Annotated in this window: 29 protein-coding genes and 1 tRNA gene; 20 read left to right on the forward strand and 10 right to left on the reverse strand. The window is 56.5% G+C overall.

Translation table 11 applies throughout. The features are described 5' to 3' along the window. The 10 genes from AC2FH0_RS09740 (at window position 1) to AC2FH0_RS09785 (ending at window position 9455) form a co-directional block, all read left to right on the forward strand. Entirely contained in the window at window positions 1-438 is a 438-nt protein-coding gene (locus AC2FH0_RS09740; protein ID WP_496701214.1) for a universal stress protein, read from the forward strand. A gap of 8 nt (window positions 439-446) precedes the next feature. Continuing rightward, window positions 447-1211 (forward strand): ectoine utilization protein EutA, encoded by a 765-nt coding sequence (gene eutA / locus AC2FH0_RS09745; protein ID WP_496701212.1) that lies wholly within the window; start codon window positions 447-449, stop codon window positions 1209-1211. A 20-nt stretch (window positions 1212-1231) separates the two neighbouring features. Continuing rightward, a complete protein-coding gene (eutB, locus tag AC2FH0_RS09750; RefSeq protein ID WP_496708869.1) occupies window positions 1232-2221 on the forward strand; it encodes a hydroxyectoine utilization dehydratase EutB in 990 nt (329 codons plus the stop codon). 1 nt (window position 2222) lies between these two features. Next, window positions 2223-3215, forward strand: coding sequence for an ectoine utilization protein EutC (eutC, locus tag AC2FH0_RS09755; RefSeq protein ID WP_496789213.1), 993 nt, complete (start codon window positions 2223-2225; stop codon window positions 3213-3215). 15 nt (window positions 3216-3230) lie between these two features. Further along, a complete protein-coding gene (gene doeA, locus AC2FH0_RS09760) occupies window positions 3231-4418 on the forward strand; it encodes an ectoine hydrolase DoeA (protein ID WP_496789215.1) in 1188 nt (395 codons plus the stop codon). A gap of 3 nt (window positions 4419-4421) precedes the next feature. Further along, entirely contained in the window at window positions 4422-5414 is a 993-nt protein-coding gene (gene doeB / locus AC2FH0_RS09765) for a N(2)-acetyl-L-2,4-diaminobutanoate deacetylase DoeB (protein ID WP_496789216.1), read from the forward strand. Between the two features lie 23 nt (window positions 5415-5437). Then, window positions 5438-5920 (forward strand): Lrp/AsnC family transcriptional regulator, encoded by a 483-nt coding sequence (locus tag AC2FH0_RS09770; protein WP_142637871.1) that lies wholly within the window; start codon window positions 5438-5440, stop codon window positions 5918-5920. Between the two features lie 112 nt (window positions 5921-6032). Next, the gene (locus AC2FH0_RS09775) at window positions 6033-7508 is read left to right on the forward strand and encodes an NAD-dependent succinate-semialdehyde dehydrogenase (RefSeq protein ID WP_496789218.1); all 1476 of its coding nucleotides are present in this window, start codon (window positions 6033-6035) and stop codon (window positions 7506-7508) included. 11 nt (window positions 7509-7519) lie between these two features. After that, on the forward strand, window positions 7520-8893 hold the full coding sequence (locus tag AC2FH0_RS09780) for an aspartate aminotransferase family protein (protein ID WP_496789219.1): 1374 nt from the start codon (window positions 7520-7522) through the stop codon (window positions 8891-8893). Window positions 8894-9077: 184 nt separating this feature from the next. After that, on the forward strand, window positions 9078-9455 hold the full coding sequence (locus AC2FH0_RS09785) for a hypothetical protein (RefSeq protein ID WP_496789220.1): 378 nt from the start codon (window positions 9078-9080) through the stop codon (window positions 9453-9455). Window positions 9456-9459: 4 nt separating this feature from the next. Here AC2FH0_RS09785 and AC2FH0_RS09790 read toward each other — a convergent pair. Both AC2FH0_RS09790 and AC2FH0_RS09795 read right to left on the reverse strand, forming a co-directional pair. Further along, window positions 9460-9535, reverse strand: a tRNA-Ala gene (locus tag AC2FH0_RS09790). Between the two features lie 141 nt (window positions 9536-9676). Then, window positions 9677-10003 carry a TIGR02300 family protein gene (locus AC2FH0_RS09795; RefSeq protein ID WP_496693020.1) on the reverse strand — a complete coding sequence of 109 codons (327 nt, stop codon included), beginning with the start codon at window positions 10001-10003 and terminating at the stop codon, window positions 9677-9679. 100 nt (window positions 10004-10103) lie between these two features. Here AC2FH0_RS09795 and AC2FH0_RS09800 point away from each other — a divergent pair, with 100 nt between their 5' ends. The 3 genes from AC2FH0_RS09800 (at window position 10104) to AC2FH0_RS09810 (ending at window position 12716) form a co-directional block, all read left to right on the forward strand. Next, complete coding sequence (locus tag AC2FH0_RS09800; protein ID WP_496789222.1) at window positions 10104-10799, forward strand: M48 family metallopeptidase; 696 nt, start codon at window positions 10104-10106, stop codon at window positions 10797-10799. A gap of 30 nt (window positions 10800-10829) precedes the next feature. Then, on the forward strand, window positions 10830-11477 hold the full coding sequence (locus AC2FH0_RS09805; RefSeq protein ID WP_496708864.1) for a GntR family transcriptional regulator: 648 nt from the start codon (window positions 10830-10832) through the stop codon (window positions 11475-11477). A gap of 111 nt (window positions 11478-11588) precedes the next feature. Then, complete coding sequence (locus AC2FH0_RS09810; RefSeq protein WP_496693023.1) at window positions 11589-12716, forward strand: lytic murein transglycosylase; 1128 nt, start codon at window positions 11589-11591, stop codon at window positions 12714-12716. 6 nt (window positions 12717-12722) lie between these two features. Here the strand turns inward: AC2FH0_RS09810 and AC2FH0_RS09815 are convergent, their stop codons facing one another. Both AC2FH0_RS09815 and AC2FH0_RS09820 read right to left on the reverse strand, forming a co-directional pair. Next, window positions 12723-13685: an acetyl-CoA carboxylase carboxyltransferase subunit alpha gene (locus tag AC2FH0_RS09815; protein ID WP_142637885.1), complete on the reverse strand. Its 963-nt coding sequence runs from the start codon at window positions 13683-13685 to the stop codon at window positions 12723-12725. 126 nt (window positions 13686-13811) lie between these two features. Next, window positions 13812-14408 carry a LysE family translocator gene (locus tag AC2FH0_RS09820; protein ID WP_496701198.1) on the reverse strand — a complete coding sequence of 199 codons (597 nt, stop codon included), beginning with the start codon at window positions 14406-14408 and terminating at the stop codon, window positions 13812-13814. A gap of 73 nt (window positions 14409-14481) precedes the next feature. Here AC2FH0_RS09820 and AC2FH0_RS09825 point away from each other — a divergent pair, with 73 nt between their 5' ends. Together AC2FH0_RS09825 and AC2FH0_RS09830 are read left to right on the forward strand one after the other, a co-directional pair. Next, the gene (locus tag AC2FH0_RS09825; protein ID WP_142637889.1) at window positions 14482-14934 is read left to right on the forward strand and encodes an Lrp/AsnC family transcriptional regulator; all 453 of its coding nucleotides are present in this window, start codon (window positions 14482-14484) and stop codon (window positions 14932-14934) included. 117 nt (window positions 14935-15051) lie between these two features. Then, window positions 15052-15630 carry a PA14 domain-containing protein gene (locus tag AC2FH0_RS09830; protein ID WP_142637891.1) on the forward strand — a complete coding sequence of 193 codons (579 nt, stop codon included), beginning with the start codon at window positions 15052-15054 and terminating at the stop codon, window positions 15628-15630. Window positions 15631-15663: 33 nt separating this feature from the next. Here the strand turns inward: AC2FH0_RS09830 and AC2FH0_RS09835 are convergent, their stop codons facing one another. Continuing rightward, window positions 15664-16626: an L-malyl-CoA/beta-methylmalyl-CoA lyase gene (locus AC2FH0_RS09835; protein ID WP_496702238.1), complete on the reverse strand. Its 963-nt coding sequence runs from the start codon at window positions 16624-16626 to the stop codon at window positions 15664-15666. 295 nt (window positions 16627-16921) lie between these two features. Between AC2FH0_RS09835 and dgcN the strand changes: the two genes are divergently transcribed. From dgcN to AC2FH0_RS09855, 4 genes are all read left to right on the forward strand, one after another. After that, window positions 16922-17923, forward strand: coding sequence for an N-acetyltransferase DgcN (dgcN, locus tag AC2FH0_RS09840; protein ID WP_496708863.1), 1002 nt, complete (start codon window positions 16922-16924; stop codon window positions 17921-17923). Between the two features lie 70 nt (window positions 17924-17993). Then, window positions 17994-18959 carry an N-acetyl-D-Glu racemase DgcA gene (dgcA, locus tag AC2FH0_RS09845; protein WP_496789223.1) on the forward strand — a complete coding sequence of 322 codons (966 nt, stop codon included), beginning with the start codon at window positions 17994-17996 and terminating at the stop codon, window positions 18957-18959. Between the two features lie 10 nt (window positions 18960-18969). Continuing rightward, window positions 18970-19830, forward strand: a complete 861-nt coding sequence (locus AC2FH0_RS09850; RefSeq protein WP_282022056.1) for a D-amino-acid transaminase — start codon at window positions 18970-18972, stop codon at window positions 19828-19830. A 503-nt stretch (window positions 19831-20333) separates the two neighbouring features. After that, window positions 20334-21080 (forward strand): methyltransferase domain-containing protein, encoded by a 747-nt coding sequence (locus AC2FH0_RS09855; RefSeq protein ID WP_281973127.1) that lies wholly within the window; start codon window positions 20334-20336, stop codon window positions 21078-21080. Between the two features lie 138 nt (window positions 21081-21218). Here AC2FH0_RS09855 and rplT read toward each other — a convergent pair whose 3' ends face one another. The 4 genes from rplT to AC2FH0_RS09875 all read right to left on the reverse strand — a co-directional run bounded on the left by rplT (window position 21219) and on the right by AC2FH0_RS09875 (window position 23978). Continuing rightward, the gene (gene rplT, locus AC2FH0_RS09860) at window positions 21219-21584 is read right to left on the reverse strand and encodes a 50S ribosomal protein L20 (protein WP_142637903.1); all 366 of its coding nucleotides are present in this window, start codon (window positions 21582-21584) and stop codon (window positions 21219-21221) included. A 14-nt stretch (window positions 21585-21598) separates the two neighbouring features. Then, entirely contained in the window at window positions 21599-21799 is a 201-nt protein-coding gene (gene rpmI / locus AC2FH0_RS09865; RefSeq protein WP_010443552.1) for a 50S ribosomal protein L35, read from the reverse strand. Between the two features lie 180 nt (window positions 21800-21979). Beyond that, a complete protein-coding gene (locus AC2FH0_RS09870; protein ID WP_496708861.1) occupies window positions 21980-23527 on the reverse strand; it encodes an alanine/glycine:cation symporter family protein in 1548 nt (515 codons plus the stop codon). Between the two features lie 13 nt (window positions 23528-23540). Continuing rightward, window positions 23541-23978 carry a universal stress protein gene (locus AC2FH0_RS09875; protein WP_142637907.1) on the reverse strand — a complete coding sequence of 146 codons (438 nt, stop codon included), beginning with the start codon at window positions 23976-23978 and terminating at the stop codon, window positions 23541-23543. A gap of 188 nt (window positions 23979-24166) precedes the next feature. On the opposite strand from AC2FH0_RS09875, the gene AC2FH0_RS09880 reads away from it, so the two are divergent. Continuing rightward, a complete protein-coding gene (locus AC2FH0_RS09880) occupies window positions 24167-24640 on the forward strand; it encodes an Lrp/AsnC family transcriptional regulator (RefSeq protein WP_142637909.1) in 474 nt (157 codons plus the stop codon). On the opposite strand, the gene pyk is transcribed toward AC2FH0_RS09880, so the two are convergent. Next, window positions 24641-26086 carry a pyruvate kinase gene (gene pyk / locus AC2FH0_RS09885; protein ID WP_142637911.1) on the reverse strand — a complete coding sequence of 482 codons (1446 nt, stop codon included), beginning with the start codon at window positions 26084-26086 and terminating at the stop codon, window positions 24641-24643. Between the last annotated feature and the right edge of the window lie 24 nt (window positions 26087-26110).

Consider the following 26110-nt stretch of genomic DNA (forward strand, 5'->3'; position numbering starts at 1 on the left):
ATGTTCAAATCAATACTCGCTGCTTTCGACGGGTCTGAAGGATCAGAGGCCGCCCTTCGCAAAGCCGCTGAATTGGCTAAGTTGTGTGATGCGGAAATGTTGGTACTGACGCTCTACCGTCATCATTCGATACTGGAAGGATCGATGTATGTCATCGATGCAGAAAAGCCCGATGATATTGACGGGATCATGCGCGATCACGCAAAGGAAACTGCTGAACGCGGCGCGTCCATTGCGCACGAGGCAGGGTGCGAGAGCATCCGGGCCTTTGTCAAAGGCGGGCCAACGGCGCGGACTATCGTCAGCTTTTCCAAAGAACATGAGAATGACCTGATCGTCATGGGCAGCCGGGGATTGGGATCGATTGAGGGCTATTTGCTGGGCAGCGTCTCTCACAAAGTGACCAGCCTTGCGCAATGCCCGGTTCTGGTGGTGTGAGGATGGCAATGGCTTTGGATATACAATCTTCGACCTCGTCTGTGGCTCTCGCGCTGGATGCTCGCCCTGTCACACATCGTATCGGGTTGGTCACGCTGGCCACGGATCATACGACGGAAACTGACTTCGCACGCATTCTGCAAGGGCATGATGTGGGCGTATATGTAAACCGGATCGGGTTTGAAAACCCAACCACACATGAAAGCCTTTTGAAGACAGGGCCGCTGCTGACCGATGCCGCAGCAGAGATCCTGCCTGGCGAGGCGCTAGATGTATTGGTCTATGGATGCACGGCAGCTTCGGTAGTGTTGGGGAACGACAAAGTGGCCGAGCACATGAACAGCGCAAAGCCGGGCACGCCATGCGTCACACCCAGCTCGGCAGCCTTTGATGCATTTGAGGCTTTGGGGGTAAAAAAAGTAAGCGTTCTTACGCCCTATACGCAGGATGTGACGGATTCTCTGGTCACCTATTTCTCGCAACACGGCCTCGACGTGGTGAACGCTGTTTGCTTTGGATTGTCCGATGATCGCGACATGGCGCGCGTCTCAATGGACAGCATTATCGAAGGTGGTGTTGCTGCGTGCGATCCCGATGCTGATGCGCTTTTTATTTCCTGTACGGCGGTGCGTGCCGCCCCATGTGTCGCACAATTGGAGGCCCGACTTGGCAAACCGGTTGTTACCTCCAATCAGGCGATGGTTTGGCGCTGCATGAGGCATCTTGGGATTACTTCGGATTATCCCGCGGGCGGTATGTTGTTCAGTAAATAGGAAAAAAGTCAGGACAAGAAATGAGCTCTGAAATCACACTTCAGGATAGTTTTGCTGCGCGCGCGCGGATCGCACAGTCGATCCGGGTCACGCCGACGGTGTCGTCAGACGCGCTCAGCAAAGCCACCGGCGGTGATATTCGCCTCAAGCTGGAGCAAGGCCAGATTACCGGCAGTTTCAAGCTGCGCGGGGCATCCAATGCTGTGTTGTCACTTAGCGATGCGCAGCGCGCCAAAGGTGTGGTGGGTGTATCGACGGGCAATCACGGGCGCGGTTTGGCCTATGCGGCAAAGCAGGCCGGGGTGCGGTGTATCATCTGCATGTCGGAACTGGTGCCGCAAAACAAGGTGGACGGCATCAAGGCGCAAGGCGCAGAGGTGCGCATTGTCGGGCGTTCTCAGGATGACGCACAGGTAGAAGTTGACAGGCTGGTCGCCGATGGGATGGTCATGCTTCCCCCGTTTGATCATCGCGATATCATTGCCGGGCAAAGCACCGTTGCACTGGAAATGCTGGAACAATCCCCGGATCTTGAAACGGTTCTGGTGCCGCTGTCGGGCGGCGGGCTGATTTCCGGCGTCGGGATGGTGATGAAGGCGGTTAATCCGCAGGTCCGCGTTATCGGAATTTCGATGGAGCGCGGGGCGGCTATGTATGAAAGCCAGAAGGCAGGGAAACCGGTTCTGGTCGAAGAACTGTCGACACTGGCCGACTCGCTGGGCGGTGGGGTTGGATTGGACAACCAGCACACTTTTGCCATGACTCGTGCCTTTGTTGATGATCTGATTCTTGTGACCGAGACCGAGATTGCTGCTGCCATCCGTCACGCCTATTGGCAGGAACGTCAGATCATTGAAGGGTCCGGCAGTGTCGGCATTGCCGCGCTTCTGGCGGGAAAAATCAAAGACCCAGGTCGGTGCGTCGCGCTGATATCGGGGCAAAACATCGACATGCAGCTGCATCACCGGATCATTTCCGGCGAAGATGTAGATGTGACGGCGGAGGGCTAGAATGGCGCAGATTAAAATTCTGACAGAAGCCGAATTGCGCGATCTGGTGCCGCTCGATATCGATGCAGTGGACTGCATCGAACAGGGTTTTTCGACACTGGCCGGGGGCAAAGTGGTCATGCCGCCAATCATGACACTGATGGTTCCAGATCATAATGGCGAGGTATGTGTAAAGTCTGCTTATGTCCCCGGCATAGACAGCTTTGCCATGAAGATGAGTCCCGGCTTTTTCGATAATCCCAAGCTGGGCCTGCCCAGCACATCAGGCTTGATGGTGCTATTCTCAAGCACCACTGGCGTTCTGGAAGCTTTGCTTCTGGATAATGGTTATCTCACGGATGTGCGCACCGCCGCTGCGGGAGCGGTATCTGCGCGCCACCTTGCGCGCGAGGACGCGACACGCGCGTGTATCATCGGTGCTGGTGTGCAGGCGAAGCTACAACTCAAGGCGCTGACCCTTGTGCGCGGCATCGAAAGCGCTGTGATCTGGGCGCGGGATGCGGCCAAGGCCGAAACCTTGGCTTCCAGCCTTCGCGAAGAACTTGGGGTCGACGTCACGGCCAGCACTGATAGGGCGGGTGCCGTGTCCTCGGCAGATATCATCGTCACGACAACCCCTTCGGCGACCCCGCTGATCAAAGCGGACTGGCTGCAACCGGGGCAGCTTGTCATTGCGATGGGTTCGGATCAGGAACACAAGGTCGAGCTTGACCCGGGTTGTCTTGCCAAGGCAACGCTCTATGTGCCCGACAGCCAAGCCCAATGCGCCCTCAAAGGCGAGCTGCGCAGCGCCATTGCGGTAGGCATTTTCCCGGCTGATGGCAGGTTTGCTGAACTGGGTGATATCACCTCCGACAAGGCGCCGGGGCGACAATCCGACAGTGACATCATTATTGCTGACCTGACAGGTACGGGTGTCCAAGACACCGCCATTGCCACGCTTGCTCGCCAGCGCGCGGAAAACTCAGGCAAAGGCACCACGTTTTCAAGCTAACAACGGATTAATTCTATGCCAGAACCAAAACTCCACTTCTCACGCGATGAGTTCAGCCAGCGCATTGCAAAAACCCGCGCCGCCATGGCCGAACGTGGGCTTGACCTTCTGATCGTGACGGACCCTTCGAACATGAACTGGTTGACCGGCTATGACGGTTGGTCTTTTTACGTGCATCAATGCGTAGTGCTGAGTCTCACTGGCGAGCCGGTCTGGTACGGCCGTGGACAAGATGCCAATGGCGCGCTTCGCACCTGCTTTATGGATCCCGCCAATATCATCGGTTACCCGGACCATTATGTACAATCCACCGAACGTCACCCGATGGACTACCTGTCGGCACAGCTGGCCGATCGTAAGCTGGATAAGGGCCATATCGGCGTTGAGATGGACAACTACTGGTTCACAGCTGCGGCCTTTGCCGCGCTACAGCACCACATGCCAAATGCCAAATTTTCCGATGCGACTGCGTTGGTCAACTGGCAGCGCGCGGTAAAATCTGAAACCGAGCTGGAATACATGCGCCAAGCAGGCCGCATTGTGGGCCGTATGCATGAACGTATCTTTGAAAAGGTCGAGCCGGGCATCCGCAAATGCGATCTGGTGGCGGAAATCTATGATGCGGCCTTACGCTATGACGCACAGATCGGTGCGGGCGGAGACTATCCCGCGCTGGTGCCACTTTTGCCCTCAGGCGCGGATGCCTCAGCCCCGCATTTGACATGGGACGATCAGCCAATGAAATCCGGCGAAGGCACGTTTTTCGAGATCGCAGGTGTCGTCAAACGCTACCACTGCCCGCTGTCGCGCACGGTCTTCCTTGGAAAGCCCACGCAAACATTCCTCGACGCTGAAAAGGCTGTGCTTGAGGGCATGGAGGCCGGGCTGGAGGCTGCAAAAGAGGGCAACCTCTGCGAGGATGTCGCAATTGCCTTCTTCAGCGTGCTAAAGAAACACGGGATCACCAAAGATAACCGCACCGGTTACCCGATCGGTGTCAGCTACCCGCCTGACTGGGGCGAGCGGACCTTCTCGCTTCGCCCTGGCGACAAGACGGTTCTGCAGGAGAACATGACCCTGCACTTCATGACCGGCCTCTGGATGGAGGATTGGGGTTTTGAGATTACTGAAAGCATCCGCATCACCAGATCCGGCCATGAGTGCCTGGCCAACGTGCCCCGCAAAATGGTTGTGAAGGACTGAGTAATGACACCCAACCCAATTTCCCCGACGATCCCGCTGGATAGCGATGGTATCCACCACGGTTTCCTACGGCTGCCTTACAGCCGGGATGACAGTGCTTGGGGGTCAATTATGATCCCGCTAACGGTTATCAAAAACGGAGATGGGCCTACGGCTTTGCTGACCGGCGCCAACCATGGCGATGAATATGAAGGGCCCGTGGCGTTGCAAGAACTGACGGTTACGCTAAAGCCCGAGGACATCGCCGGACGCGTGATCATCGTGCCTGCCTTCAATTATCCCGCTTTTCGCGCCGGGTTACGCACCTCGCCCATCGACAAAGGCAATATGAACCGTGCCTTTCCGGGCCGGCCAGATGGCACCCCAACCGAAAAGATTGCCGACTATTTCCAGCGCGTACTTTTGCCAATGGCCGATATTGCGGTGGATTTTCACTCGGGCGGAAAAACGCTGGATTTCGTGCCCTTCGCGGCGGCCCATATCCTTGAAGATAAAGCCAATGAAGCGGCCTGTTTCGCCGCGATGGCCGCCTTTAACGCCCCCTATTCGGTGCAGCTACTGGAGATCGACAATGTCGGAATGTACGACACCGCGGTCGAAGATATGGGTAAGGTTCTGGTTTCAACAGAATTGGGCGGTGGTGGCTCTGCCACAGCCAAGTCGATTGCCGTTGCAAAAAAGGGCCTGCGCAATGTGCTGATCCACGCAGGAATTCTGAAGGGCGAGATGCAGATTGATCCAACCGTGCGCCTGGATATGCCCGATGGTAACTGCTTCGTGTTCTCGGAAAACGATGGCCTCTACGAGCCGATGGTTGATCTTGGCGAACAGGTCAGCCAAGGCGATGTTGTGGCCCGCATTTGGCCGGTTGACCGCACCGGGATTGCCCCGATTGAATACCGAGCCAAAGTTACGGGCCTTTTGATCAGTCGCCACTTTCCCGGTCTCATCAAAGCGGGCGATTGCGCGGCGGTGATCGGGTTGAAAGTTGGATAACTTTATTCCCCGGAGGTGAGACCATGCGGCTCGACGCCCGCGATCTGGATATTCTACGGGTGCTTTCAACCGACGGGCGCATCACAAAAACGGCTTTGGCCGACCGCGTTGGCCTGTCGCCCACCCCCTGCTGGGAGCGGCTGAAAAAGTTGGAAAAAGCCGGGTTGATCAAGCGATATAGAGCCGAGATCAACCTGCGCAAACTTGGGCCACATGTAACTGTTTTTGTTGCGGCCGAACTGTCCGATCATACCGCTGCCAGCTTTCAGGCTTTTGAGGCCGCAATGCAACGCTATGAAGAAGTGTTGGCCTGCTGGGCGCTTGGCGGAGGATTTGATTACATCCTGCAAATCGTGACGCGCGATATCGATGCCTATCAACGCCTGATTGATGAAATGCTCAATGCTGACATAGGTCTGGAAAAATATTTTACCTATATTGTCACCAAACCAGTGAAGGGGCAGGGCGTTCCGCCGATTTCCCTCATTGCTGGATGGCAGGAGTAACCCTCTGCCTGAGAGATGGTTGACAGTAGAATACTCTGCTTTGGCCCTGAAATTTGGTCTCATCCTTTGCCTGTAATGCCCGACATTGTCGGGCATCGAGGGAGAGGTATCCATGAAAGACACTGCACTTTCTGCGCGCGATGATATTGCTGACAAATCTTTGGCGCGCAGTTTTTCCTATGTGAATGGTAAATGGTGTGCAGCTTCGTCGGGTTACACCATCCGCGTCACCGATCCGGCAACTGGCGATGTTATCGGTGAGGCCGCCAGCCTTTCGGCAGAGGAATCCTCTGCCGCCGTGGATGCGGCACAAGCTGCCTTTCCGACCTGGTCGGGCCTCTTGCCACAAGACCGATCCGCCATTCTGCGCCGTTGGTTCGACCTGATGCTGCACCACAAAGAAGATCTGGCACGGATCATGGTACTGGAACAGGGCAAGCCCCTGTCCGAGGCGCGCGGTGAAATTGATTATGCTGCGTCTTTTGTAGAATTCTACGCCGAAGAGGCCAAGCGACCCAATATTGAAGGCGTCACCAGCCATCTGCCCGATGCCGAGGTCGAGGTTTGGCTAGAGCCGGTCGGGGTGGTGGCAATGATCACACCGTGGAATTTCCCTGCTGCCATGCTGACCCGCAAAGCAGCAGCAGCCATGGCAGTGGGATGTACGGTTGTGGCTCACCCCTCAGGTGAAACCCCGTTTTCGGCCCTCGCGTTGGCTGAACTGGCGGAAAAGGCGGGTATTCCGGCGGGCGTGTTCAACGTGGTCACCGGCCAGGCCTCGACCGTGGTCGAACCTTGGACGAAAGACACCCGTGTTCGGGCACTCTCGTTCACAGGCTCCACCGAAATCGGACGGTTACTTTACCGTCAGTCCGCCGACACAGTGAAAAAACTTGTAATGGAACTAGGCGGGCATGCACCGGTGATTGTGTTCAAAGGGGCCGATCTTGAAATTGCGGTTTCTGAAACGATCAAGGCCAAATTCGCCACATCCGGGCAGGACTGTCTTGGCGCCAATCGGATATTTGTGGAGCGCTCAATTTACGACGCATTCTGCTCGCAGTTCGCCGAAGCGACCCGCAGGCTGTCCCTTGGCATCGGTATGGACGACCCCGATATCGGCCCTCTGATGAATGAAAAGGCGGTTCAAAAGCAGGAAGAACATGTCGCCGATGCGCTGGCCAAGGGGGCCAAACTGGCGTGCGGAGGTGCAAGGGATCCTCTCGGCCCGCTGTTTTATCAGCCCACGGTTCTGACCGACGTGCCCGCCGATGCCGTGCTTATGTCAGAGGAAACATTTGGCCCTGTGGCGGCCATTGCGCCCTTTGATACCGAAGAAGAGGTGATCGCCCGGGCCAATGACACCGAATACGGTCTGGTTGCGTATCTGCACAGCCATGACCCACGCCGTATTTACCGCGTATCTCGTGCATTGCAATTTGGCATGGTGGCGGTGAATCGCACCAAGGTCACCGGCGCGCCGATCCCCTTTGGCGGCACCAAACAATCCGGTCTGGGCCGTGAAGGGGCAAGACGGGGAATGGAAGAGTTTACCGAAATCAAATATGTCTGCCGCGACTGGGCATGAGGAGTGAAAAGATGCTGAAGAACGATCAACTTGACCAATGGGACCGCGAGAACTTTTTCCATCCCTCCACTCATCTGGCCCAGCACGCGCGGGGCGAAACAGCGACCCGAGTGATCAAAACCGCAAGCGGGGTCCATATCGAAGACCGTGATGGTACCAAATTGCTGGACGCCTTTGCAGGACTTTATTGCGTGAATGTGGGCTATGGCCGTCAGGAAATTGCCGAAGCGATTGCGGATCAAGCCCGCGAGTTGGCCTATTATCATTCCTACGTAGGCCATGGCACAGAAGCCTCCATCACTCTGTCCAAGATGATCCTTGATCGCGCGCCTTCGAACATGTCCAAGGTCTATTTCGGCCTGGGCGGTTCAGATGCAAATGAGACCAACGTCAAATTAATATGGTATTACAACAATATCCTGGGTCGCCCCGAAAAGAAAAAGATCATCTCGCGCTGGCGCGGGTATCATGGCTCGGGCCTTGTCACCGGGTCGCTGACTGGGCTGGAACTATTCCACAAAAAGTTCGATCTGCCGCTCACGCAGGTGGTTCATACCGAAGCGCCCTATTATTTCCGCCGCGATAATCTGGACCAAAGCGAAGCCGAATTCGTCGCGCATTGCGTTACTGAACTGGAGGCGCTGATTGAACGTGAAGGCGCTGATACAATCGCCGCGTTTATTGGCGAGCCGGTGTTGGGAACCGGCGGTATCGTGCCCCCGCCCGAAGGCTACTGGGCCGCCATCCAGACCGTATTGCGCAAGCATGACATCCTGTTGGTTGCCGATGAAGTTGTGACCGGGTTTGGCCGCCTGGGCAGCATGTTCGGCTCTGAGCATTACGGCTTGGAATCCGATATCATCACCATCGCCAAAGGCCTCACCTCGGCCTACGCACCGCTGTCAGGTTCGATTGTTTCGGAAAAAGTTTGGAAGGTGCTGGAACAGGGCACGGATGAAAACGGCGCCATCGGCCACGGCTGGACCTATTCGGCACACCCGATCGGGGCCGCGGCCGGTGTGGCAAACCTCAAACTGATTGATGATCTGAACCTGATCGAAAACGCAGGCAAAGTCGGCGCTTATCTGAAGCAGTCGATGAAGGATGCACTGTCAGCACACGCCAATGTTGGCGATGTGCGCGGCGAAGGAATGTTGTGCGCGGTCGAGTTCGTGAAGGATAAAGATAGCCGCACCTTCTTTGACACCGCGGACAAGATCGGCCCGCAAGTCTCAGCCGCTCTTTTGGCACAGGATAAGGTCATCGCACGCGCTATGCCGCAAGGCGACATCTTGGGCTTCGCGCCACCGTTTTGCCTGAGTCGTGAAGAAGCTGATACCGTCGTCGCGGCAACTCTGCGCGCGGTTACAGCAGTATTGGGCTAGGGGATGTCTGTCTCGTCCATCCTTGGCTGAGTTGACAGCGGTAAACATTACCGCATCAAACTCTGGGGTGGGCGCAGCACTCGATTGAGACCGCTTTGATTTGGCAATATTGCCTGGATCAGGCCGCAATTCCAAGATTCCTTACTATACGGCCCAATCCGATCAAAGCGGCCAGGATTGAAACTTGAAACAAGCACACGTCACTATTGTCGCAATGTGCTACAGACCAGATATTGTCAATCATGGGTGGAGCGGCGGAAAAGTCCGCAACGTGTGGGTTGCCATTCCTGTAGCCAGACAGACGATGAAGCAGGAAGAGCTCAAGCGGAAGTTGGAAAATTTCGAAGTTCCGCAAAGGAATTTTGAAGAGATGTTCGAACCGGTCGCCGAAATTCTGTCAAAATCTTGGAAAGTATGGAAAAAAAGCGACTATAGGGGCAAGAGAGCTCTGCTTAGAATGCTATTTGTTCAGAAGGGAAGTTACTCTTCCAAATCGGATCTTCGAACCGGTGAATTATCTTTTCCATTCAGATTCTTAAGTGACGCAAATTATCTGAATTAGGTTTTGGTGGAGCCTAGGGGAGTCGAACCCCTGACCTCTTGCATGCCATGCAAGCGCTCTCCCAACTGAGCTAAGGCCCCATACAGGTACTGCAGAAGCAGTGGGCGGACGTTTATGAGACAGTGGCGCTAAGCGCAAGTCCAAAAACAGGCGTCGCCGTTAAAATTTTGAAACCAGATTGCAAATGGCGCGAGGCGGCGCGAGGCCGCCTCTGACCGTGATCAGCTATCGTCCTCTGCTGGAATGTCAGTGATGTCGTCCAGCGGAACTTCATCACTGCTGTCATCATCGTCATCCAGCAGATCATCATCCAGATCGACTTCGACTTCGTCGTCGTCATCCAGAACCAGTTCTTCCTCAGGCGCGTTTTCACGCGCCTTGGCCGATGCAGCATCTTCTGCATCTGCTGCGATCATCCGGCTTTTACCGGTTTCGAGTTCCACGATCTCGCCGGTATAAGGGCTAACGATCGGGTCTTTGTTCAGGTCATAAAACCGTTTACCGGTGGTCGGGCAAACGCGCTTTACACCCCATTCTTCCTTGGGCATGTCCAATCCCCTTGATATCAGGTGAGTCGTATCGACGATTCAGGTCAGGTGCCACAAGCAGCGGGCACTGTCAAAGCCTTTGAGCAGGAGAAACAGACCTATGGGAGATCACGCACTGCCAGGATCGCCTCCGGTGCCGCTGACATTGCGCAAATCGGCGTGGGCACGGCGGATCAGTCTGCGTATATCCCAGTTGGACGGGCGTGTTACACTGACCTATCCAAATGGCGTTGCTGAATCCGATGCGTTGAACTTTGCCCGCCAAAAAGAAAGCTGGATTCGGCAGCACCTGAGTGATCGGCCAGACCCCTCGGTGGTTCAATTTGGGCAGCATATTCCTGTTGAGGGCACCCAACGGCGCATTGTCCGGGCAACGGGCCGACGCGTTCTGTTGCAGGCGGATCAGATTTCAGTACCTGAAGGCGCTGAAGCGCGACGTTTGGCGCGCTTTTTGAAAGAACTGGCACGCGACCGGCTGACCGGCGCATGTGATGACTACGCAGCGATGTTGGGTAGGGCTTATGCCAGCATCTCTATTCGGGATACCCGATCGCGCTGGGGATCATGCAGTTCTGAGGGTGGGTTGATGTTTTCCTGGCGGCTGATTCTCGCTCCACCAGACGTCCTGCATTATGTTGCTGCACATGAGGTGGCGCATCTGGCCGAGATGAACCATTCCCCAGCCTTTTGGGCCCAGGTCGAGCGGTTATTCGGAGATTACAAAGAACAGCGGCGCTGGCTGCGCGACAACGGGGCGCAGCTGCACCAGTACAGATTTGACACGCCTGCGAGTTGACCTGTGCGGTGTTTGTGATCACATAGAGACATGTTGAACGCACGCCCCTCGGAAACGCAGACCGCAACGCATGACCGGGTGTACCGGGCCCTGCGATCCCGCATCATGCATGGTGATATCGCCCCCGGTCAGGCACTGACCTTACGGGGAATTGGCAAAGAGTTTGGTGTCTCAATGACACCGGCCCGAGAGGCGGTGCGTCGGCTTGCGGCTGAAGGGGCGTTGTTTCTGTCTTCCTCGGGCCGCGTCTCGACGCCCGAGCTGACCAATGACCGGATCGAGGAGCTTGCTGCGCTGCGGGCCTTGCTTGAGGTCGAGCTGGCCAGCCGGGCATTGCCGCGTGCGCATATTGCCCTGATTGACCGATTGCAGAGCATCAACATGACGGTGGCCGAGATGGTCACCAAACGTGATGCCGTTGGATATATTCGCACCAATCTGGAGTTTCACCGAACTCTGTATCTGCGGGCGCAGGCCCCTGCGATGCTGGCGATTGCCGAAACCGTATGGTTGCAGCTTGGGCCGACGATGCGCGCGCTTTATGGGCGGCTGCGGCGAACGGAACCACCGCATCACCACAAGCTGATAATTGCGGCGCTAAAGGCCGGGGATGAGCCGGGTTTGCGCCTTGCGGTTCGCTCGGATGTTACACAGGGCCTGCGGATGCTGGTCAGCTAAGCGGCTTGTTGCCGAAGCTGCCGAAATCGCCCGGTTCGGTATCGCTGTTCTGGCCCCGGCGATTTCTCTGCGCTAGGCTGTGAGAAATCACAATAAGAGCAGTTTTCAACCATGATTGATCGACGGTTATTTTCCCTTGGGCTGGGCTCCGGCTTGTTGGTTGCCTGTACGGATGGCGTGCCTTCTTCGGCGCCGGCCGCGCGCATGCAACCGGTTCGGAACGCGGGCTGGGACGCCTGGGTCGCGGGCTTCAAAAGCCGCGCGGCCGCACAAGGGATTTCGCAAAGCACAATTAACCGCGCCTTCCAGGGCGCCGGATATCTGCCCGGAGTGATCGAGCGGGACCGAAATCAGGTCGAGTTCAAGAGGTCGCTTGAAGACTACCTGGCGATTGCAACCTCGGATGAACGGATCGCGACCGGCAAGCAAATGCTGGTGCGTCATGCGGGAACGCTGTCTCAGATCGAGGCGCAGTACGGCGTCGACAAAGAAGTTGTCGTGGCGATTTGGGGGCTGGAAAGCCGCTATGGTGCGCGGCGCGGTGATGTGCCTGTTGTATCGGCCCTGTCGACGTTGGCCTATGACGGTCGGCGCGGGCAGTTCTTTGAAAGCCAGCTGATAGCGGCGATGAAGATCCTGCAGAACGGTGACACGACATCTGCCAACATGACAGGTAGCTGGGCTGGTGCCATGGGGCACACGCAGTTCATCCCGACCTCTTATCTGGCCTATGCTGTGGATTTCACCGGCGATGGACGGCGCGATATCTGGTCCGACGATCCAACGGATTCGCTGGCATCAACGGCGGCTTATCTGGCGCGTTCCGGTTGGGTGCGTGGACAGCCCTGGGGCGGTGAGGCCGGGACGGTCTCGGGCACGCCGGTTGCCGTGCTGCAACCTCAGGTACCAGGGCCCCGCATTGCCGTGTTCCGCAATTTTCAGGTGATCAAACGGTATAATAACTCGGACAGCTACGCGATCGGGGTAGGGCATCTATCAGACCGGATTGCCGGAGGCGCGCCGTTCCAGGCCTCTTTCGGACCGGATGCGACTGGTCTGACGCTTGAAGATCGCAAAGAGCTACAGCGCCGCCTGACATCCGCCGGGTACGACACCGAAGGCGCAGATGGTGTAGTCGGTAAAAACACGACATCCGCGATTTCTGCGTACCAGCGGGCCAATGGGCTGCCCGCGACCGGAGAGCCCTCAGTTGCGCTGCTGAGGCAGTTGGGGGGCTGAGGAGGGTTACGCTGCCAGCCCTTTTGAGCCGATGTCGAGGAATTTTTGACGACGATCTCTGATCAGGGCGGCAGAATCCTTGCCGTCCAGATCCTTGAGCATCGCCGTAATTGCATCCCGCACGGAGTCCACGGTCGCGGCGCGATCACGATGTGCGCCGCCTTTGGGTTCCGAAATGATCCGGTCGCAAACGCCCAGCTTGTGCAGGTCTTGCGCGGTCAGCCGCAACGCTTCGGCTGCTTCGCGCATTTTCTCTGAATCTTTCCAAAGGATCGAGGCGCAGCCTTCGGGTGAAATGACCGAATAGACCGAATGTTCCAGCATCGCGACACGGTTTGCCGTTGCAAAAGCCACCGCACCGCCTGATCCACCTTCGCCGATGATGACCGAGACCAACGGGACGCCGATCTTCAGGCACATTTCGGTCGAGCGGGCAATCGCCTCGGACTGGCCGCGCTCTTCGGCGCCTTTGCCGGGATAGGCGCCAGCCGTGTCGATCAAGGTGATAACCGGCAGTCCAAAGCGTCCTGCCATCTCCATCAGTCGGACAGCCTTGCGATACCCTTCGGGGCGAGCCATTCCGAAATTGCGTTCGATGCGCGATTTGGTGTCGCTGCCCTTTTCGTGGCCGATCACCATAACAGGTTGATCGTTGAACCGCGCCAGACCGCCGATCACGGCCAGGTCGTCAGCAAAATTCCGATCGCCTGCCAGAGGTGTGAATTCGGTGAACAGATCTTCCACGTAGTCTTTGCAATGGGGACGTCCAGGGTGACGAGCGACCTGACATTTTCTCCATGGCGTCAGATCGGCATAGAGTTCGTCCAACAGCTTTTCAGCCTTGGCGTCCAAAGCGGCGGCCTCTGCGGCCACATCCATCTCTTCATTGGCGCGCGCCAGTGCACGCAGTTCCTCGGCCTTTCCTTCGATCTCGGCCAAGGGTTTTTCGAATTCCAAATACTGGGTCATGACGCCTCTTAACGCGGAAGTTCTCTGCTATATGGCCTGACGTCGCGTCGGATGCAACTCAGCAAGATCTGAAGGGTTGGCAAGGGTGCCGGCATTCGTCAAGCAGTTGCAGGTCTGTATACGCTCTTACCCCGACCACAGAACAGGGTAGAGCGACGCGACTAGCAGCCCCGCCATCACCCAGTTGAACAGCATCAACCGGCGCGGATTCGTGAGTACTCGCGCCATTTGCTGCCCAAGCACCGTCCACGTGCTGACCGAGGGCAAATTGATTGCGCCGAAAACAATCGCGACAATGACGATGGCGTTCAAGGTGCGGTCGGGCGTGTAGGCGGTTGTTGCGGTCAGGGCCATGGCCCAGGCCTTTGGGTTGACCCATTGGAAGGCGGCGGCCTGTAGAAACGTCATCGGCGTACCAGCAGAGGCGCCCGCTTCGGCTGGGGCCGAATGCGCAATTTTCCATGCCAGATACAGCAGGTATGCGACTGAAGCCGCTTTCAACACGGTATAGCTGATCGGATAGGCATCAAACACCTGTACCAGCCCCGTTCCGACCAGAAGGACCATGACTGTAAAGCCCAACCCGATTCCGAACATATGTGGGATTGTGCGTCGAAACCCGAAATTCGCGCCCGAGGCCATCAGCATCAGGTTATTGGGTCCCGGCGTGATCGACGAGACGAAGGCAAAGGTGACGAGGGCAAATAGCAATTCAGGGTTCATAGCGCAGATAATTGATAGATTCCGCCCAAATGAAATTGCGTTTGCGCTGGCTATTGCGGTAATTCTGCAATTAATGATCAAGTTGGATGGAATAAATCGCCATATATTGCGTGAGCTGACGCGTGATGGGCGGATAAGCAACCTTGAATTGGCCGATCGGGTCGGGCTGTCAGCCTCGGCCTGTTTGCGCCGTGTTCAGGAATTAGAGCGCGCGGGCGTGATCTCGGGCTATCGTGCTGTATTGAACCCACCTGCGCTGGGCATCGGCTTTGTCGCCTATATTGGCGTGGGGCTGGGCGAACATACAAAGGCCGCTCAGGAAGGGTTCGAGCGTGCATTGCAGCGCGCGCCTGAAGTGGTGGAGTGCCATAACATCACCGGCACGATCGAATACCTGTTGCGCGTGGAATGTGCAGATCTGTCGTCTTACAAAACTTTTCACACCGAAGTTCTGGGGACTTTGCCCCATGTCACGTCGATCACGTCCTATGTTGTCATGGGCTCGCCCAAGGATATGCGGGCCTGACATTGGAAAGATGATTCTGTACCGACTTGCCGGAGTTGGATTCACGTTTTACTGTCTTGCCAAAGAATTGACCAAAAATGGGGACAACCCCAACCGGTCGTATTCAGGGAGAAGACGATGAAACTTGTTCGGACCGGAGCACTGGTCGCAACTTTGGTGATGATTGCGGGTGCATCTTTTGCAGCTCCGTTAAAACTGCAACCTGCCAACCCACAGCCCAGCCCCAAGGCGGGATTGAATGTGAATTACTTTGGCACTGGCAATCAACACAAGAAGATCCGAGATCTGAGCCATGCAAAAAGCATGCTGTCTAAAGCGCAGCCCGGACAACCGTTGCGGGGCTTGGATTACAGGGACACCAGTAAGGGTCAGGACGTCATGACGTTTGACGGCGCTTACAATGTCGCCGCCGAGATTACGGGGTATATGCGGTTCGACTCTGCTGGAATCTACGAGTTGGAAACGTGGTCAAATGACGGGATAGAGGCATTCGTCGGAGGCCAGAACATTGGACAAGTCTCGGGCATTCAGGGCTGCGAGGCCAATCAGCGGACCGAAGTCGATGTGCCCAAAGCCGGGTGGTACGCGCTCAAGATCATCTATTTCCAGAAGCTCGGAACATCCTGTCTGATGATGAAATCTGGGAAAAAGGGCGAAAGGTTCACCTGGACACCCAATGATGTCTTCGGACGGTAAGAAAAAGGCGCCCGGTGAGGCGCCTTTCTACTTTTAGCTATTGGCAGCGATCAATTCGGCCTGGGCCACGATCACCTCGGCCTGTTTGATCGAGGCGATATCGACCAGACGCCCTTTGTAGACCGTCGCACCTTCGCCATTGGCCTTGGCTTGCTCCATGGCGGCCAAGATTTCGCGGGCCTCTGACACCGCCTCGTCCGAGGGGGTGAAGACCTGGTTGGCCAGCGCGATCTGTTTGGGGTGGATTGCCCATTTGCCGACCATGCCCAAAGTGGCAGAACGTTTGGCCTGCGCGATATAGCCTTCGTCATCGCTGAAATCGCCGAACGGTCCATCCACCGGCAGCACGCCATGGGTGCGGCAGGCGGCAACGATGGCGGCCTGCGCCCAGTGCCACGGGTCGGACCAGTGTTTTTCACCTTCGCGCAGCATGTAATAATTTTCCTGCGTGCCGCCGATGCCAGTTGTCTGCATGCCCATCGAGGCCGCAAAGTCGGCGGCCCCAAGGCTCATGGCTTGCATCCGGGGGGACGAGGCAGCGATTTCTTCGACATGGGCGAGGCCAGCTGCGGATTCGATGATGACCTCAAAGCTGATCGGTTTGGTACGGCCTTTTGCGCGTTCGATGGCGGTGACCAGCGCGTCCACCGCATAGACATCCGCCGCACAACCGACCTTGGGGATCATGATCTGGTCCAGTCGATCTCCGGCCTGCTCCATCACATCCACGACATCGCGGTACCAGTAAGGCGTATCCAGCCCGTTGATTCGTACGGACATGTATTTAGTGCTCCAATCGAGGGTGTTCAGCGCCTCGATGACATTGGCACGCGCTGTGTCCTTGTCAGATGGTGCAACCGAATCCTCAAGGTCAAGATTGATCACATCCGCCGCAGAGGCCGCCATCTTGGGGAACAGCTTGGTGTTCGACCCGGGGCCGAACAACTGACAACGGTTAGGGCGCGCGGGGGCGGCGGGTTGAATGCGAAAGCTCATCTGGACCTCGTGCAGGAAAGGAAATTGCGATTTTGTTGCCTTATGGGGTATTAAATTGCGCAGGTCTCCGCAAGCACGTTTGTGCATCTGCGGCAATGCAGTCGCAGCATTCGCCGCAATGCGCCGTGTCTCTGGTGATTAAAGTTTAATCGCTTTAAAAACTTGAAAGAATTTTGCGCAAGCTACGATATTTGCGCGAAATTTTCCTGCGGGATCCAGCGATGCTGGGCGAAATCGAGAAACACTCGCCTTGCCCGTCCCATAGCCTGCGCCAGAATCAAAGGAGTGCACCGCAATGATCGAGACACCGTATCTGTTGTTTTTGGGCGATGCGCCCGACCAGCTGGCGGCCAAGGTTGCCGTTGGAATCAAGGACTGGCGTCCGGAAAACGCCGTGGGTCAATACCGGATGGAGGGTTGTAAAGCCGATCTGGGCCTGACCGACATGTCCCTGGCTAAGGCCAAAGAGGCCGGGGCCAAGACTTTGGTCATTGGCGTGGCCAATCGTGGCGGTGTGATCAGTCAGGAATGGAAAAAGGTGCTGGTCATGGCGTTGGAGGAAGGTTTCGACCTGGCCTCGGGCCTGCACAACCTTTTGTGTGATGAACCCGATCTAGTCGCAGTCGCCGAAGCAACAGGCCGCAAGCTGCATGATGTGCGGGTTCCGTCGGTCGACTATCCAATCGCCAACGGAATCAAACGTAAAGGTAAGCGCTGTCTTGCCGTGGGCACCGATTGTTCGGTTGGCAAGATGTACACCGCGATGGCCATGGATGCCGAGATGCGCAAGCGTGGCATGAAGTCGACCTTCCGAGCTACTGGCCAGACTGGCATTCTGATCACCGGTGACGGTGTACCGCTGGACGCGGTGATCGCAGATTTCATGGCGGGATCGGTCGAATGGCTGACACCCGACAATGATGACGACCACTGGGATTTGATCGAAGGGCAAGGGTCACTGTTTCATGTGTCATATTCCGGTGTGACAATGGCGTTGATCCATGGCGGTCAACCGGACGCGTTGATCCTGTCCCATGAACCCACCCGCGAGCATATGCGCGGTCTGCCGACCTATAGTTTGCCATCTTTGCAGGCTCTGCGGGACACGTCGCTGGCGCTGGCCAAGGTTGCCAATCCTGAGTGTCAGGTCATCGGTGTTTCGGTCAACACGCAGCATATGAGCGAAGCAGACGCATCCGCCTATCTGGCACAGGTCGAAGCTGACATGGGGCTGCCCGCGACGGACCCGTTCCGTTTTGGTGCAGGCAAGCTGGTCGACGCGCTGGCAGCAGTATAAAGCGGTCTGGTCCCGCCGGCCCGGATCTAAATTGGAAAATCCGGGCGGCTCTGCCAGGAAAAGGTATGTTATGCAAATTGACGTCTCTCGCGATGTGTTCAGGCTGGCTCAGGTCTTTACGATTTCACGTGGGTCACGGACCGAGGCCAAGGTTCTGACTGTACGCATTTCTGACGGCCAGTATCAGGGCTGGGGCGAATGTGTGCCCTATGCGCGTTATGGTGAAACACTGGATTCGGTCGAGGCTGAAATTGCCGGATTGCCCGACAGTTTCGACCGAGTGCAACTGATGGACTTATTGCCTGCGGGCGCTGCACGGAATGCCGTAGATTGTGCGCTGTGGGATCTTGAGGCCAAGCGTTCCGGTAAACGCGTCTGGAATCTGGCTGGGCTGCCTCAGCCTGGCCCCGAAATCACGGCCTATACATTGTCGTTGGACACCGCCGAGGTGATGCAGGCGCAGGCGGCTGCGAATGCACATCGCCCGCTTTTAAAGATCAAACTGGGCACGCCGGATGACATGCCCCGACTTGAAGCCGTTCGCGCAGGCGCACCGGATGCGACGATCATCGTGGACGCAAATGAAGGTTGGTCCGCCACCGTTTACACCGATCTTGCGCCACATCTTGTGCGCCTGGGTGTGGCCTTGGTCGAGCAACCTCTGCCCGCCGGTGACGATGACGCGCTGATCGGGATGGAGCGCCCGGTTCCCGTATGCGCCGACGAATCCTGCCATGATCGTGCCAGCCTGCCCAAACTGAAGGGCAAATATGATGTGATCAACATCAAGCTCGACAAGACCGGAGGTCTGACCGAAGCGCTAGAGCTGCGCAAAGCGGCGATTGCTGAAGGCTATGACATCATGGTCGGCTGTATGGTCGGCAGCTCTTTGGCGATGGCCCCTGCGACATTGCTGGCGCAGGGTGCGATGGTAACGGACCTTGACGGACCACTTCTGTTGGCCGAAGACCGCGACAACCCGCTGACTTTTGATGATGCCGGAGTGTACCCGCCATTGGCGGCGCTCTGGGGCTAAGGAGATTGACATGACCCGCACCGTTTATGTGAATGGCGACTACCTGCCCGAAACCGAAGCCACAGTGTCGATCTTTGATCGTGGCTTCCTGATGGCCGATGCCGTGTATGAGGTGACCAGCGTTCTGGACGGCAAGCTGATCGACTTCGAAGGCCACGCGGTCCGCCTCAAGCGCTCGCTGGACGAATTGCAGATGGCTGAACCCTGCTCGAAGGACGAGCTGCTGGAGATCCACCGCAAGCTGGTTGAGTTGAACGGCATTGAAGAGGGGCTGGTCTATCTTCAGGTCACGCGCGGCAGCGACGGCGACCGGGATTTTGCATTTCCTGCGGCTGATACCAAACCCACACTGGTTTTGTTCACCCAAAACAAGCCGGGTCTGGCAGACAGCCCTGCTGCCCGGAAAGGTGCCAAGGTCATCTCGATCGAGGATATCCGTTGGGGCCGGCGCGACATCAAGACGACACAGCTGCTCTATCCCTCGCTGGGCAAGATGATGGCCAAGGCCGCGGGCTGTGATGATGCCTGGATGGTCGAAGGCGGTTATGTGACCGAGGGCACCAGCAACAACGCGTATTTTGTCAAAGGCAACAAGATTGTCACCCGGCCGTTGTCGAGCGACATCCTGCACGGCATCACCCGCAAGGCCGTTCTGCGAATGGCAGCTGAAGCGCAGATGGTTGTCGAAGAACGCCTGTTCACTATCGACGAGGCCAAGGAGGCTGATGAGGCGTTCACCACCTCTGCCAGTGCTTTTGTCATGCCTGTGGTTGAAATTGACGGCACAGCGCTGGGCGACGGCACGCCGGGACCCTTAGCCAAACGTCTGCGCGAGATTTATCTGGACGAAAGCCGCAAGGCAGCACTCTAAAGAAATCCCATGCTGGGCGTTTGTGTGGCATGGGGTGGTCGCAACGAATTTGACAACATTTGGTGCCGCGTGCAGGTCTTGGTCGGGATGAACGGCGCAAAGAGGGTGCGGCACCAAAATCTCTGAGCGCGATCTGAACACGATAGTTGGTGATCCTGCATCCTGACAGGCCGCTTTGAGAATAGGCATACTCAGCCTGACAAAGGGTATTGGTATGGCCGAAACCAGGCGGCATATTACGCGCTGAGTTGCGGTTTTCAGGAGCCAACTTCACACATGATGATGGCGAAGCCCCTACGTGTTGCTGGTGTAGCTAGGGGACAGAGGGCCGGAGATGCCCCGTCACACGACTAATGGGCCTCAATGGCCGCTATTGGCGCCGATGAAAATGTTGGTCTATCATGTCCTCCTGTGGTCCATTTCAAATGAGTTAACTTATGGCCGATCCATACTCTGACCTCGGCGCGCAAGACACCGCCCTTCAAGAGCGGATCGCAACAGCAATGGAAGTGCGCTGTTTAGAGCCTGCGCAGATTGCAATTCGCAAAGCCTACATGGAAAACCTGAGGCTCCCCAAAGGTGCACGGGCGCTGGAGCTTGGTTCAGGAACAGGACACGTTACCCGAGATTTGTTGGAGCTTGCAGGAGCCGCAACGGCTCATGGAATTGAACCCTCGCCCGTCATGGTCGCACGGGCCCAGAAGAGCTTTGGGGATGATGATCGACTTAGCTTTGATATCGGGGATGCCAAAAACACAGGTTTTGAAAGCGAGACCTTTGACCTTGTGTTAATGCACACGTTGTTGTGCCACGTCCCTGGACCTGAAGACGTTGTTCAAGAGGCCTTCCGCCTTTTGAAGCCCGGAGGTGTGCTGGCAATTTGTGATGGCGACTACAGTACCGCAACTGCGCAGATCGCGGACTTTGATCCGCTCGATCAACTCATCAAATTCATGATCAATCAAAATGTCACTAATCTTTGGATAATGCGTCAGATTTCAGGCATCCTGGTCGATGCCGGATTTCAACTTGGGGCTCGGAAAGGTCATGGATATGTGGCAGAAGGGGAAGCGACCTATTTTCTCACCGTAATTGAACGCGGAGCAGACCGCATGGTGGAAGAGGGTCTGTTATTTTCCGAAACTGCAGAGGCTTTGAAATCAGAAGCGAAACGCAGAGTATCTGCCAAGATGTTTTTTGGTTTTATGTCCTATGTGAGCCAAATCGCGAATAAACCCAAGATCGTTTGACCGTTCTCAGTAATCGAGCAGACAGACATTGCACAGCATCCGGCCTTCTTGGTTCAAAGCGGACCCTACCAGTTACCAGTAACAAAAAAGGCCGCCCCAAACGGAACGGCCCTTTATTCACTGTCTCTTTACAGAGGATCAGGCGGTCAGAGCAGCCTGAGCCTGGGCGACGATCGCGCCGAACGCTTCCGGTTCGTGCACGGCCAGATCGGCCAGAACTTTACGGTCCACTTCAATACCGGCCAGGTTCAGGCCGTTGATGAAGCGGGAATATGTCAGGGCTTCGTCATGCGAACGTACAGCAGCGTTGATCCGCTGGATCCACAGCGCGCGGAAGTTACGCTTGCGGTTCTTACGGTCACGGGTTGCATATTGGTTGGCCTTGTCTACGGCCTGACGGGCAACCTTGAAGGTGCTTTTGCGGCGGCCATAGTAACCTTTGGCGGCCTTGATAACCTTCTTGTGACGGGCGTGAGTTACGGTTCCACCTTTAACGCGGGACATGTCTTAATCTCCTCTTATCGATCGTAGGGCATATAGCCCTTGACGATTTTGGCGTCGGGGGCGGACAGGGTGGTGTTGCCACGAGCATCGCGGATGAATTTCTTGGTCCGCTTGATCATGCCGTGACGTTTGCCGGCCTGGCCAGCAAGGACCTTACCGGTCGCAGTCACCTTAAAGCGCTTTTTGGCGCTCGACTTTGTCTTCATCTTAGGCATTTCCGTCTCCTTTCGGGGTTCGGTTCGAAACGCGACTCGGCATGCCATCTCGGCCGGTCACGCGATCAGAAGCGCCGTTTACGCAAGTTCGACCATACTGGCAAGGGGGTTTTGGCTGAATCTGCAATTTTAGCAGCCCAGTCAGGCACCGGGGCGACGCAGGCCGCCCCGGTGGTCTATTTAGTGACCGTATTTGCGGATCTCACCGCTTTTCAGTCTTTCACTATACGATGCCAGTTCCTGACGAACGATCTTCATCAGGAAGTAGAGCGCAAAGACGTTCACAACCGCCATCGCAAAGATCGCCGCATCCGAGAAGTCGATAACCGGGCCGAGGTTGGCCGCAGCACCGATCACCACGAAGACGCAGAAGATGATCTTGAACACCAGCTCTTTGGTGTGCCCCTCACCGAACAGATAGGTCCAGGCCTTGAGGCCATAGTAGGACCAGCTGATCATAGTCGAGAAAGCAAACAGGATCACCGCAATCGCCAGAACATAGGGGAACCAGCTGAACGCGCTGCCAAAGGCGGCAGAGGTCAGGCTGACGCCTGAGTTGCCGTCAACGGTCGCAATAGCGCTTCCTGCTTCGTTCAACATATAGTTGCCGGTCTCGGGGTCGATGATCAACTGCTGAGTAATGATGATCACCAGCGCAGTCATGGTACAGATCACGACCGTATCGATGAACGGCTCAAGCAGCGAAACAAAGCCTTCTGTGATCGGCTCCTTTGTGCGCACCGCCGAGTGGGCAATCGCAGCAGACCCAACGCCGGCCTCGTTCGAGAACGCGGCCCGTTTGAAGCCCTGGATCAGAGCACCGACCATGCCGCCGGCCACACCAAGACCGGTAAACGCACCGGCAAAGATCTGACCAAAGGCCCAACCGATCATATCCGCATTCATGACGATGATGACCAGAGCCGCCGCGACATACATCACGCCCATAAAGGGCACAACTTTTTCAGTCACTCGCGCGATGGATTTAAGTCCACCGACGATCACCATGAACACGACAACCGCAAAGACCACACCGGTGATCCAACCCGGGTAATTCCCGACGATGCCTGCAATCTGCTGATGCGCCTGATTGGCCTGGAACATGTTGCCCCCGCCCAGCGCTCCAAGAATACAGAAGATCGAGAACACAACCGCCAGGATCTTACCTCCGGGTAGGCCAAGCTCGTCAAAACCCTTGGACATATAGTACATCGGGCCGCCCGAGACGCTGCCGTCTTCGTATTCGTTGCGATACTTGACGCCAAGTGTACATTCGGTGAATTTTGACGCCATGCCCAGAAGACCAGCCAGGATCATCCAGAAGGTCGCCCCGGGGCCACCAATGCCAACAGCAACGGCAACGCCTGCGATATTGCCAAGCCCGACCGTGCCCGACAGGGCAGTGGCCAATGCCTGAAAGTGGCTAACCTCACCCGCATCGTTGGGATCGGAATAGTCGCCTTTGACCAGACTTATCGCGTGGCCGAAAAAGCGCATCTGCACAAAAGCAAAGTACAGAGTAAAGACCGACGCCGCGATAACCAACCACATCACGATCCAGGGAAATCCTGTCCCGGGAATTGGTGCGAATATGAAGCTAACGAATGGCCCAGTGATATCAGCAAAAGCCTGATTGATCTTTTCGTCCAACCCGGGCGCCTCTTGCGCGGCGACGGGGCTGGCCATCAGGGTGGCGACTGCCAATCCCAGTTGAGATAGTGTTTTCATTCCTGTGCCTCCCTCAATTCACGACCGTGACCGGTACATCGGCATGCATTACAAGGTTTTGCGTAGAGCTGCCGAAGATACGCTTTTTGAGGCCATCCGCGGACGAGCGTCCAACGACAATCTGTACGGCCTTGCTGTCTACCGTGATGGCATTCAGCGTTTCAGCTACATCTCCGTGGCGCACCACTCCGGTCGCGGCGAAGCCCGCGGCCTTCAGGGCGTCGACGGCGGGTGCCACCACCCGTGTCGTTGCTAGTTCAATCTCCTCCTCACGCCGCATGTGCCGCTTTGCGTTTTCTTCAGGTGTCTGAAAAGTGTAGGGCGACCATTCAATGACATATGCAACCAGAAGCTCGCATGAACCAATTCTTTCAGCCAAATCTTTGGCGAAAGCGATGGCACGTTCTCCGGATTCTGTCCCGTCCAGTCCTATGACAATTTTTGTTGTCATCTCGTTCCTCCATTTATTGTTCATTTGACCGGGGCCCGTGCCCCCGGCAGGGCAGCCGGAACTTGGAGCATTTATTGTAGACTGCCCTCAAGTCAGTATCAGGAAAAATCACTAGGAAATGGTATTATTTTTGGTCTATTCTCAGTAAATTATCCCATTATACGCCAAAATTACAGGGAATTTTCCTAATGGACAGAGAATTGGACAAGATCGATCAACGCATCCTGCGGGAATTGGAAGCCAATGGCCGCCTGCCGATCGTCGAGCTTGCCATGCGGGTAAACCTGACCAACACCCCGTGCTCAGAGCGTGTAAAACGACTGGAAAGAACCGGCTATATCACCGGATACAGCGCCGTTCTGGACAAGGAGCGGTTGGGTCTCGGGCATATGACGGTTGTGCAGGTTTCCCTGGCTGCAACGTCTGAGAACTCATTGGATAAATTCAACGATGCCGTGCGCGATGTCACCGAAATCGAAAGCTGCCTGATGGTGGCAGGGTCGTTTGACTATCTGTTAACCGTTCGCACACGCGACATCGCCCATTTCCGCCAGACCCTGGGGGAAAAGATAAATAAGCTTCCGGGCATTCACCAGACCAGTTCCTTTACCGTGATGGAAATCGTCAAGGAACCGGTCGGGCAGAATGTCATACCAGCCTGATCAGCCAGGGTCCGTGTTATAGATCAGCCTTTCGTCGCAAGGCGCGATCCGCAGGATATTGGTCGTGCCGGGCACGTTGAACGGAACACCAGCGGTGACAACGATCTGATCCGTGTCAGTTGCAAATCCACCAGAACGAGCAGCACGGGCGGCGCTGACGACCGCCCCTTTGAAACGCTCAAGCTCGGGCGTCATTACGCAATGGCAGCCCCAGCTCAGGCATAACCGACGGGCCGTTCCCTTTGCCGGGGTCATTGCAATGATCGGAACTCCGGGGCGTTCGCGCGCGGTCAACAGCGCAGTTGTGCCGCTTTGAGTGAAACAACAGATGGCCTTGATATCCGTTTTCTCGGCAATTTCGCGAGCGGCGGCGACGATGCCGTCGGCCACGGTAGTCCCCTTCGCCGTGCGCGATGCTGCGATAATCTGATCATAAGTGGGGTCGGCTTCGACCTCGATGGCGACCTTGTTCATAGTCTGCACGGCCTCGATCGGATATGAGCCAGCGGCAGATTCCGCACTCAGCATGATGGCATCCGTGCCTTCGTAGATTGCGGTTGCCACATCTGAAACCTCGGCCCGCGTGGGCATCGGGCTTTCGATCATGCTTTCCAGCATCTGTGTGGCCACAATCACCGGCTTGGCGGCGCTACGGCACCGGCGGACCAGACGTTTCTGGATCGGGGGCACTGCAGAAACCGGCAGTTCCACACCCAGATCGCCGCGCGCAACCATAATGCCGTCCGAGGCATCGAGGATGTCGTCAAACGCTTCAACAGCGGCGGGTTTTTCAATCTTGGACAGGATTGAGGCGCGCCCGTCGGCCAGCGCTCGAGCCTCGAACACATCTTTGGCACGCTGAACGAAACTCAGCGCCAGCCAGTCTACGCCCAACTGGCAGACAAATTCCAGATCGCCACGATCCTTGGCCGACAGAGCTGCCAAAGGCAGCACCACGTCCGGCACGTTCACGCCTTTCCGGTTCGAAATTGTCCCACCGACCTCGACGGTACAATTCGCATGATCCTGGCCGCAATCCTGTACGATCAGGCGAATTTTGCCATCATTGACCAAGAGGCGCGCACCGGGTTCCAGCGCAGCAAAAATCTCGGGATGGGGCAGGCATACGCGGCCTGCGTCGCCCGGGGCCGGATCCAGATCCAACCGAAACACGGCACCCTCGATCAGCTCTTCCGCATCATTGGCAAATACGCCGACACGCAGCTTTGGCCCCTGCAGATCTGCAAGAATGGCGATAGGGCTGTCCAGATCCTTTTCGACCTGACGGATGATCCGGTGCCGCTCGCGGATTTCGTCATGGCTGCCATGGCTCATGTTCAGGCGAAATACGTCGGCTCCGGCTTCGTGCAATGCGCGAATGGTGTCATAGTCATTGGACGCCGGCCCCAGCGTCGCCACGATTTTCACATTTCTCAGGCGTCGCATTGACCTTGTTCTCCTCAAATCATG

This window comes from Ruegeria sp. CDSC051 (assembly GCF_059610665.1).

What these genes read in the sequence shown, in the direction of transcription:
- AC2FH0_RS09810 (WP_496693023.1), top strand. Translation starts at nt 11,589, where the DNA reads ATGATTGATCGACGGTTATTTTCCCTTGGGCTGGGCTCCGGCTTGTTG.
- AC2FH0_RS09780 (WP_496789219.1), top strand. Translation starts at nt 7,520, where the DNA reads ATGCTGAAGAACGATCAACTTGACCAATGGGACCGCGAGAACTTTTTC.
- AC2FH0_RS09775 (WP_496789218.1), top strand. Translation starts at nt 6,033, where the DNA reads ATGAAAGACACTGCACTTTCTGCGCGCGATGATATTGCTGACAAATCT.
- rplT (WP_142637903.1), bottom strand. Translation starts at nt 21,584, where the DNA reads ATGTCCCGCGTTAAAGGTGGAACCGTAACTCACGCCCGTCACAAGAAG.
- AC2FH0_RS09795 (WP_496693020.1), bottom strand. Translation starts at nt 10,003, where the DNA reads ATGCCCAAGGAAGAATGGGGTGTAAAGCGCGTTTGCCCGACCACCGGT.
- AC2FH0_RS09740 (WP_496701214.1), top strand. Translation starts at nt 1, where the DNA reads ATGTTCAAATCAATACTCGCTGCTTTCGACGGGTCTGAAGGATCAGAG.
- AC2FH0_RS09855 (WP_281973127.1), top strand. Translation starts at nt 20,334, where the DNA reads ATGGAAGTGCGCTGTTTAGAGCCTGCGCAGATTGCAATTCGCAAAGCC.
- eutB (WP_496708869.1), top strand. Translation starts at nt 1,232, where the DNA reads ATGAGCTCTGAAATCACACTTCAGGATAGTTTTGCTGCGCGCGCGCGG.
- pyk (WP_142637911.1), bottom strand. Translation starts at nt 26,086, where the DNA reads ATGCGACGCCTGAGAAATGTGAAAATCGTGGCGACGCTGGGGCCGGCG.
- AC2FH0_RS09770 (WP_142637871.1), top strand. Translation starts at nt 5,438, where the DNA reads ATGCGGCTCGACGCCCGCGATCTGGATATTCTACGGGTGCTTTCAACC.
- dgcA (WP_496789223.1), top strand. Translation starts at nt 17,994, where the DNA reads ATGCAAATTGACGTCTCTCGCGATGTGTTCAGGCTGGCTCAGGTCTTT.
- AC2FH0_RS09835 (WP_496702238.1), bottom strand. Translation starts at nt 16,626, where the DNA reads ATGAGCTTTCGCATTCAACCCGCCGCCCCCGCGCGCCCTAACCGTTGT.
- doeB (WP_496789216.1), top strand. Translation starts at nt 4,422, where the DNA reads ATGACACCCAACCCAATTTCCCCGACGATCCCGCTGGATAGCGATGGT.
- AC2FH0_RS09830 (WP_142637891.1), top strand. Translation starts at nt 15,052, where the DNA reads ATGAAACTTGTTCGGACCGGAGCACTGGTCGCAACTTTGGTGATGATT.
- AC2FH0_RS09870 (WP_496708861.1), bottom strand. Translation starts at nt 23,527, where the DNA reads ATGAAAACACTATCTCAACTGGGATTGGCAGTCGCCACCCTGATGGCC.
- AC2FH0_RS09825 (WP_142637889.1), top strand. Translation starts at nt 14,482, where the DNA reads ATGATCAAGTTGGATGGAATAAATCGCCATATATTGCGTGAGCTGACG.
- AC2FH0_RS09850 (WP_282022056.1), top strand. Translation starts at nt 18,970, where the DNA reads ATGACCCGCACCGTTTATGTGAATGGCGACTACCTGCCCGAAACCGAA.
- AC2FH0_RS09875 (WP_142637907.1), bottom strand. Translation starts at nt 23,978, where the DNA reads ATGACAACAAAAATTGTCATAGGACTGGACGGGACAGAATCCGGAGAA.
- AC2FH0_RS09800 (WP_496789222.1), top strand. Translation starts at nt 10,104, where the DNA reads ATGGGAGATCACGCACTGCCAGGATCGCCTCCGGTGCCGCTGACATTG.
- dgcN (WP_496708863.1), top strand. Translation starts at nt 16,922, where the DNA reads ATGATCGAGACACCGTATCTGTTGTTTTTGGGCGATGCGCCCGACCAG.
- rpmI (WP_010443552.1), bottom strand. Translation starts at nt 21,799, where the DNA reads ATGCCTAAGATGAAGACAAAGTCGAGCGCCAAAAAGCGCTTTAAGGTG.
- AC2FH0_RS09815 (WP_142637885.1), bottom strand. Translation starts at nt 13,685, where the DNA reads ATGACCCAGTATTTGGAATTCGAAAAACCCTTGGCCGAGATCGAAGGA.
- AC2FH0_RS09820 (WP_496701198.1), bottom strand. Translation starts at nt 14,408, where the DNA reads ATGAACCCTGAATTGCTATTTGCCCTCGTCACCTTTGCCTTCGTCTCG.
- AC2FH0_RS09880 (WP_142637909.1), top strand. Translation starts at nt 24,167, where the DNA reads ATGGACAGAGAATTGGACAAGATCGATCAACGCATCCTGCGGGAATTG.
- eutA (WP_496701212.1), top strand. Translation starts at nt 447, where the DNA reads ATGGCTTTGGATATACAATCTTCGACCTCGTCTGTGGCTCTCGCGCTG.
- doeA (WP_496789215.1), top strand. Translation starts at nt 3,231, where the DNA reads ATGCCAGAACCAAAACTCCACTTCTCACGCGATGAGTTCAGCCAGCGC.
- eutC (WP_496789213.1), top strand. Translation starts at nt 2,223, where the DNA reads ATGGCGCAGATTAAAATTCTGACAGAAGCCGAATTGCGCGATCTGGTG.
- AC2FH0_RS09805 (WP_496708864.1), top strand. Translation starts at nt 10,830, where the DNA reads ATGTTGAACGCACGCCCCTCGGAAACGCAGACCGCAACGCATGACCGG.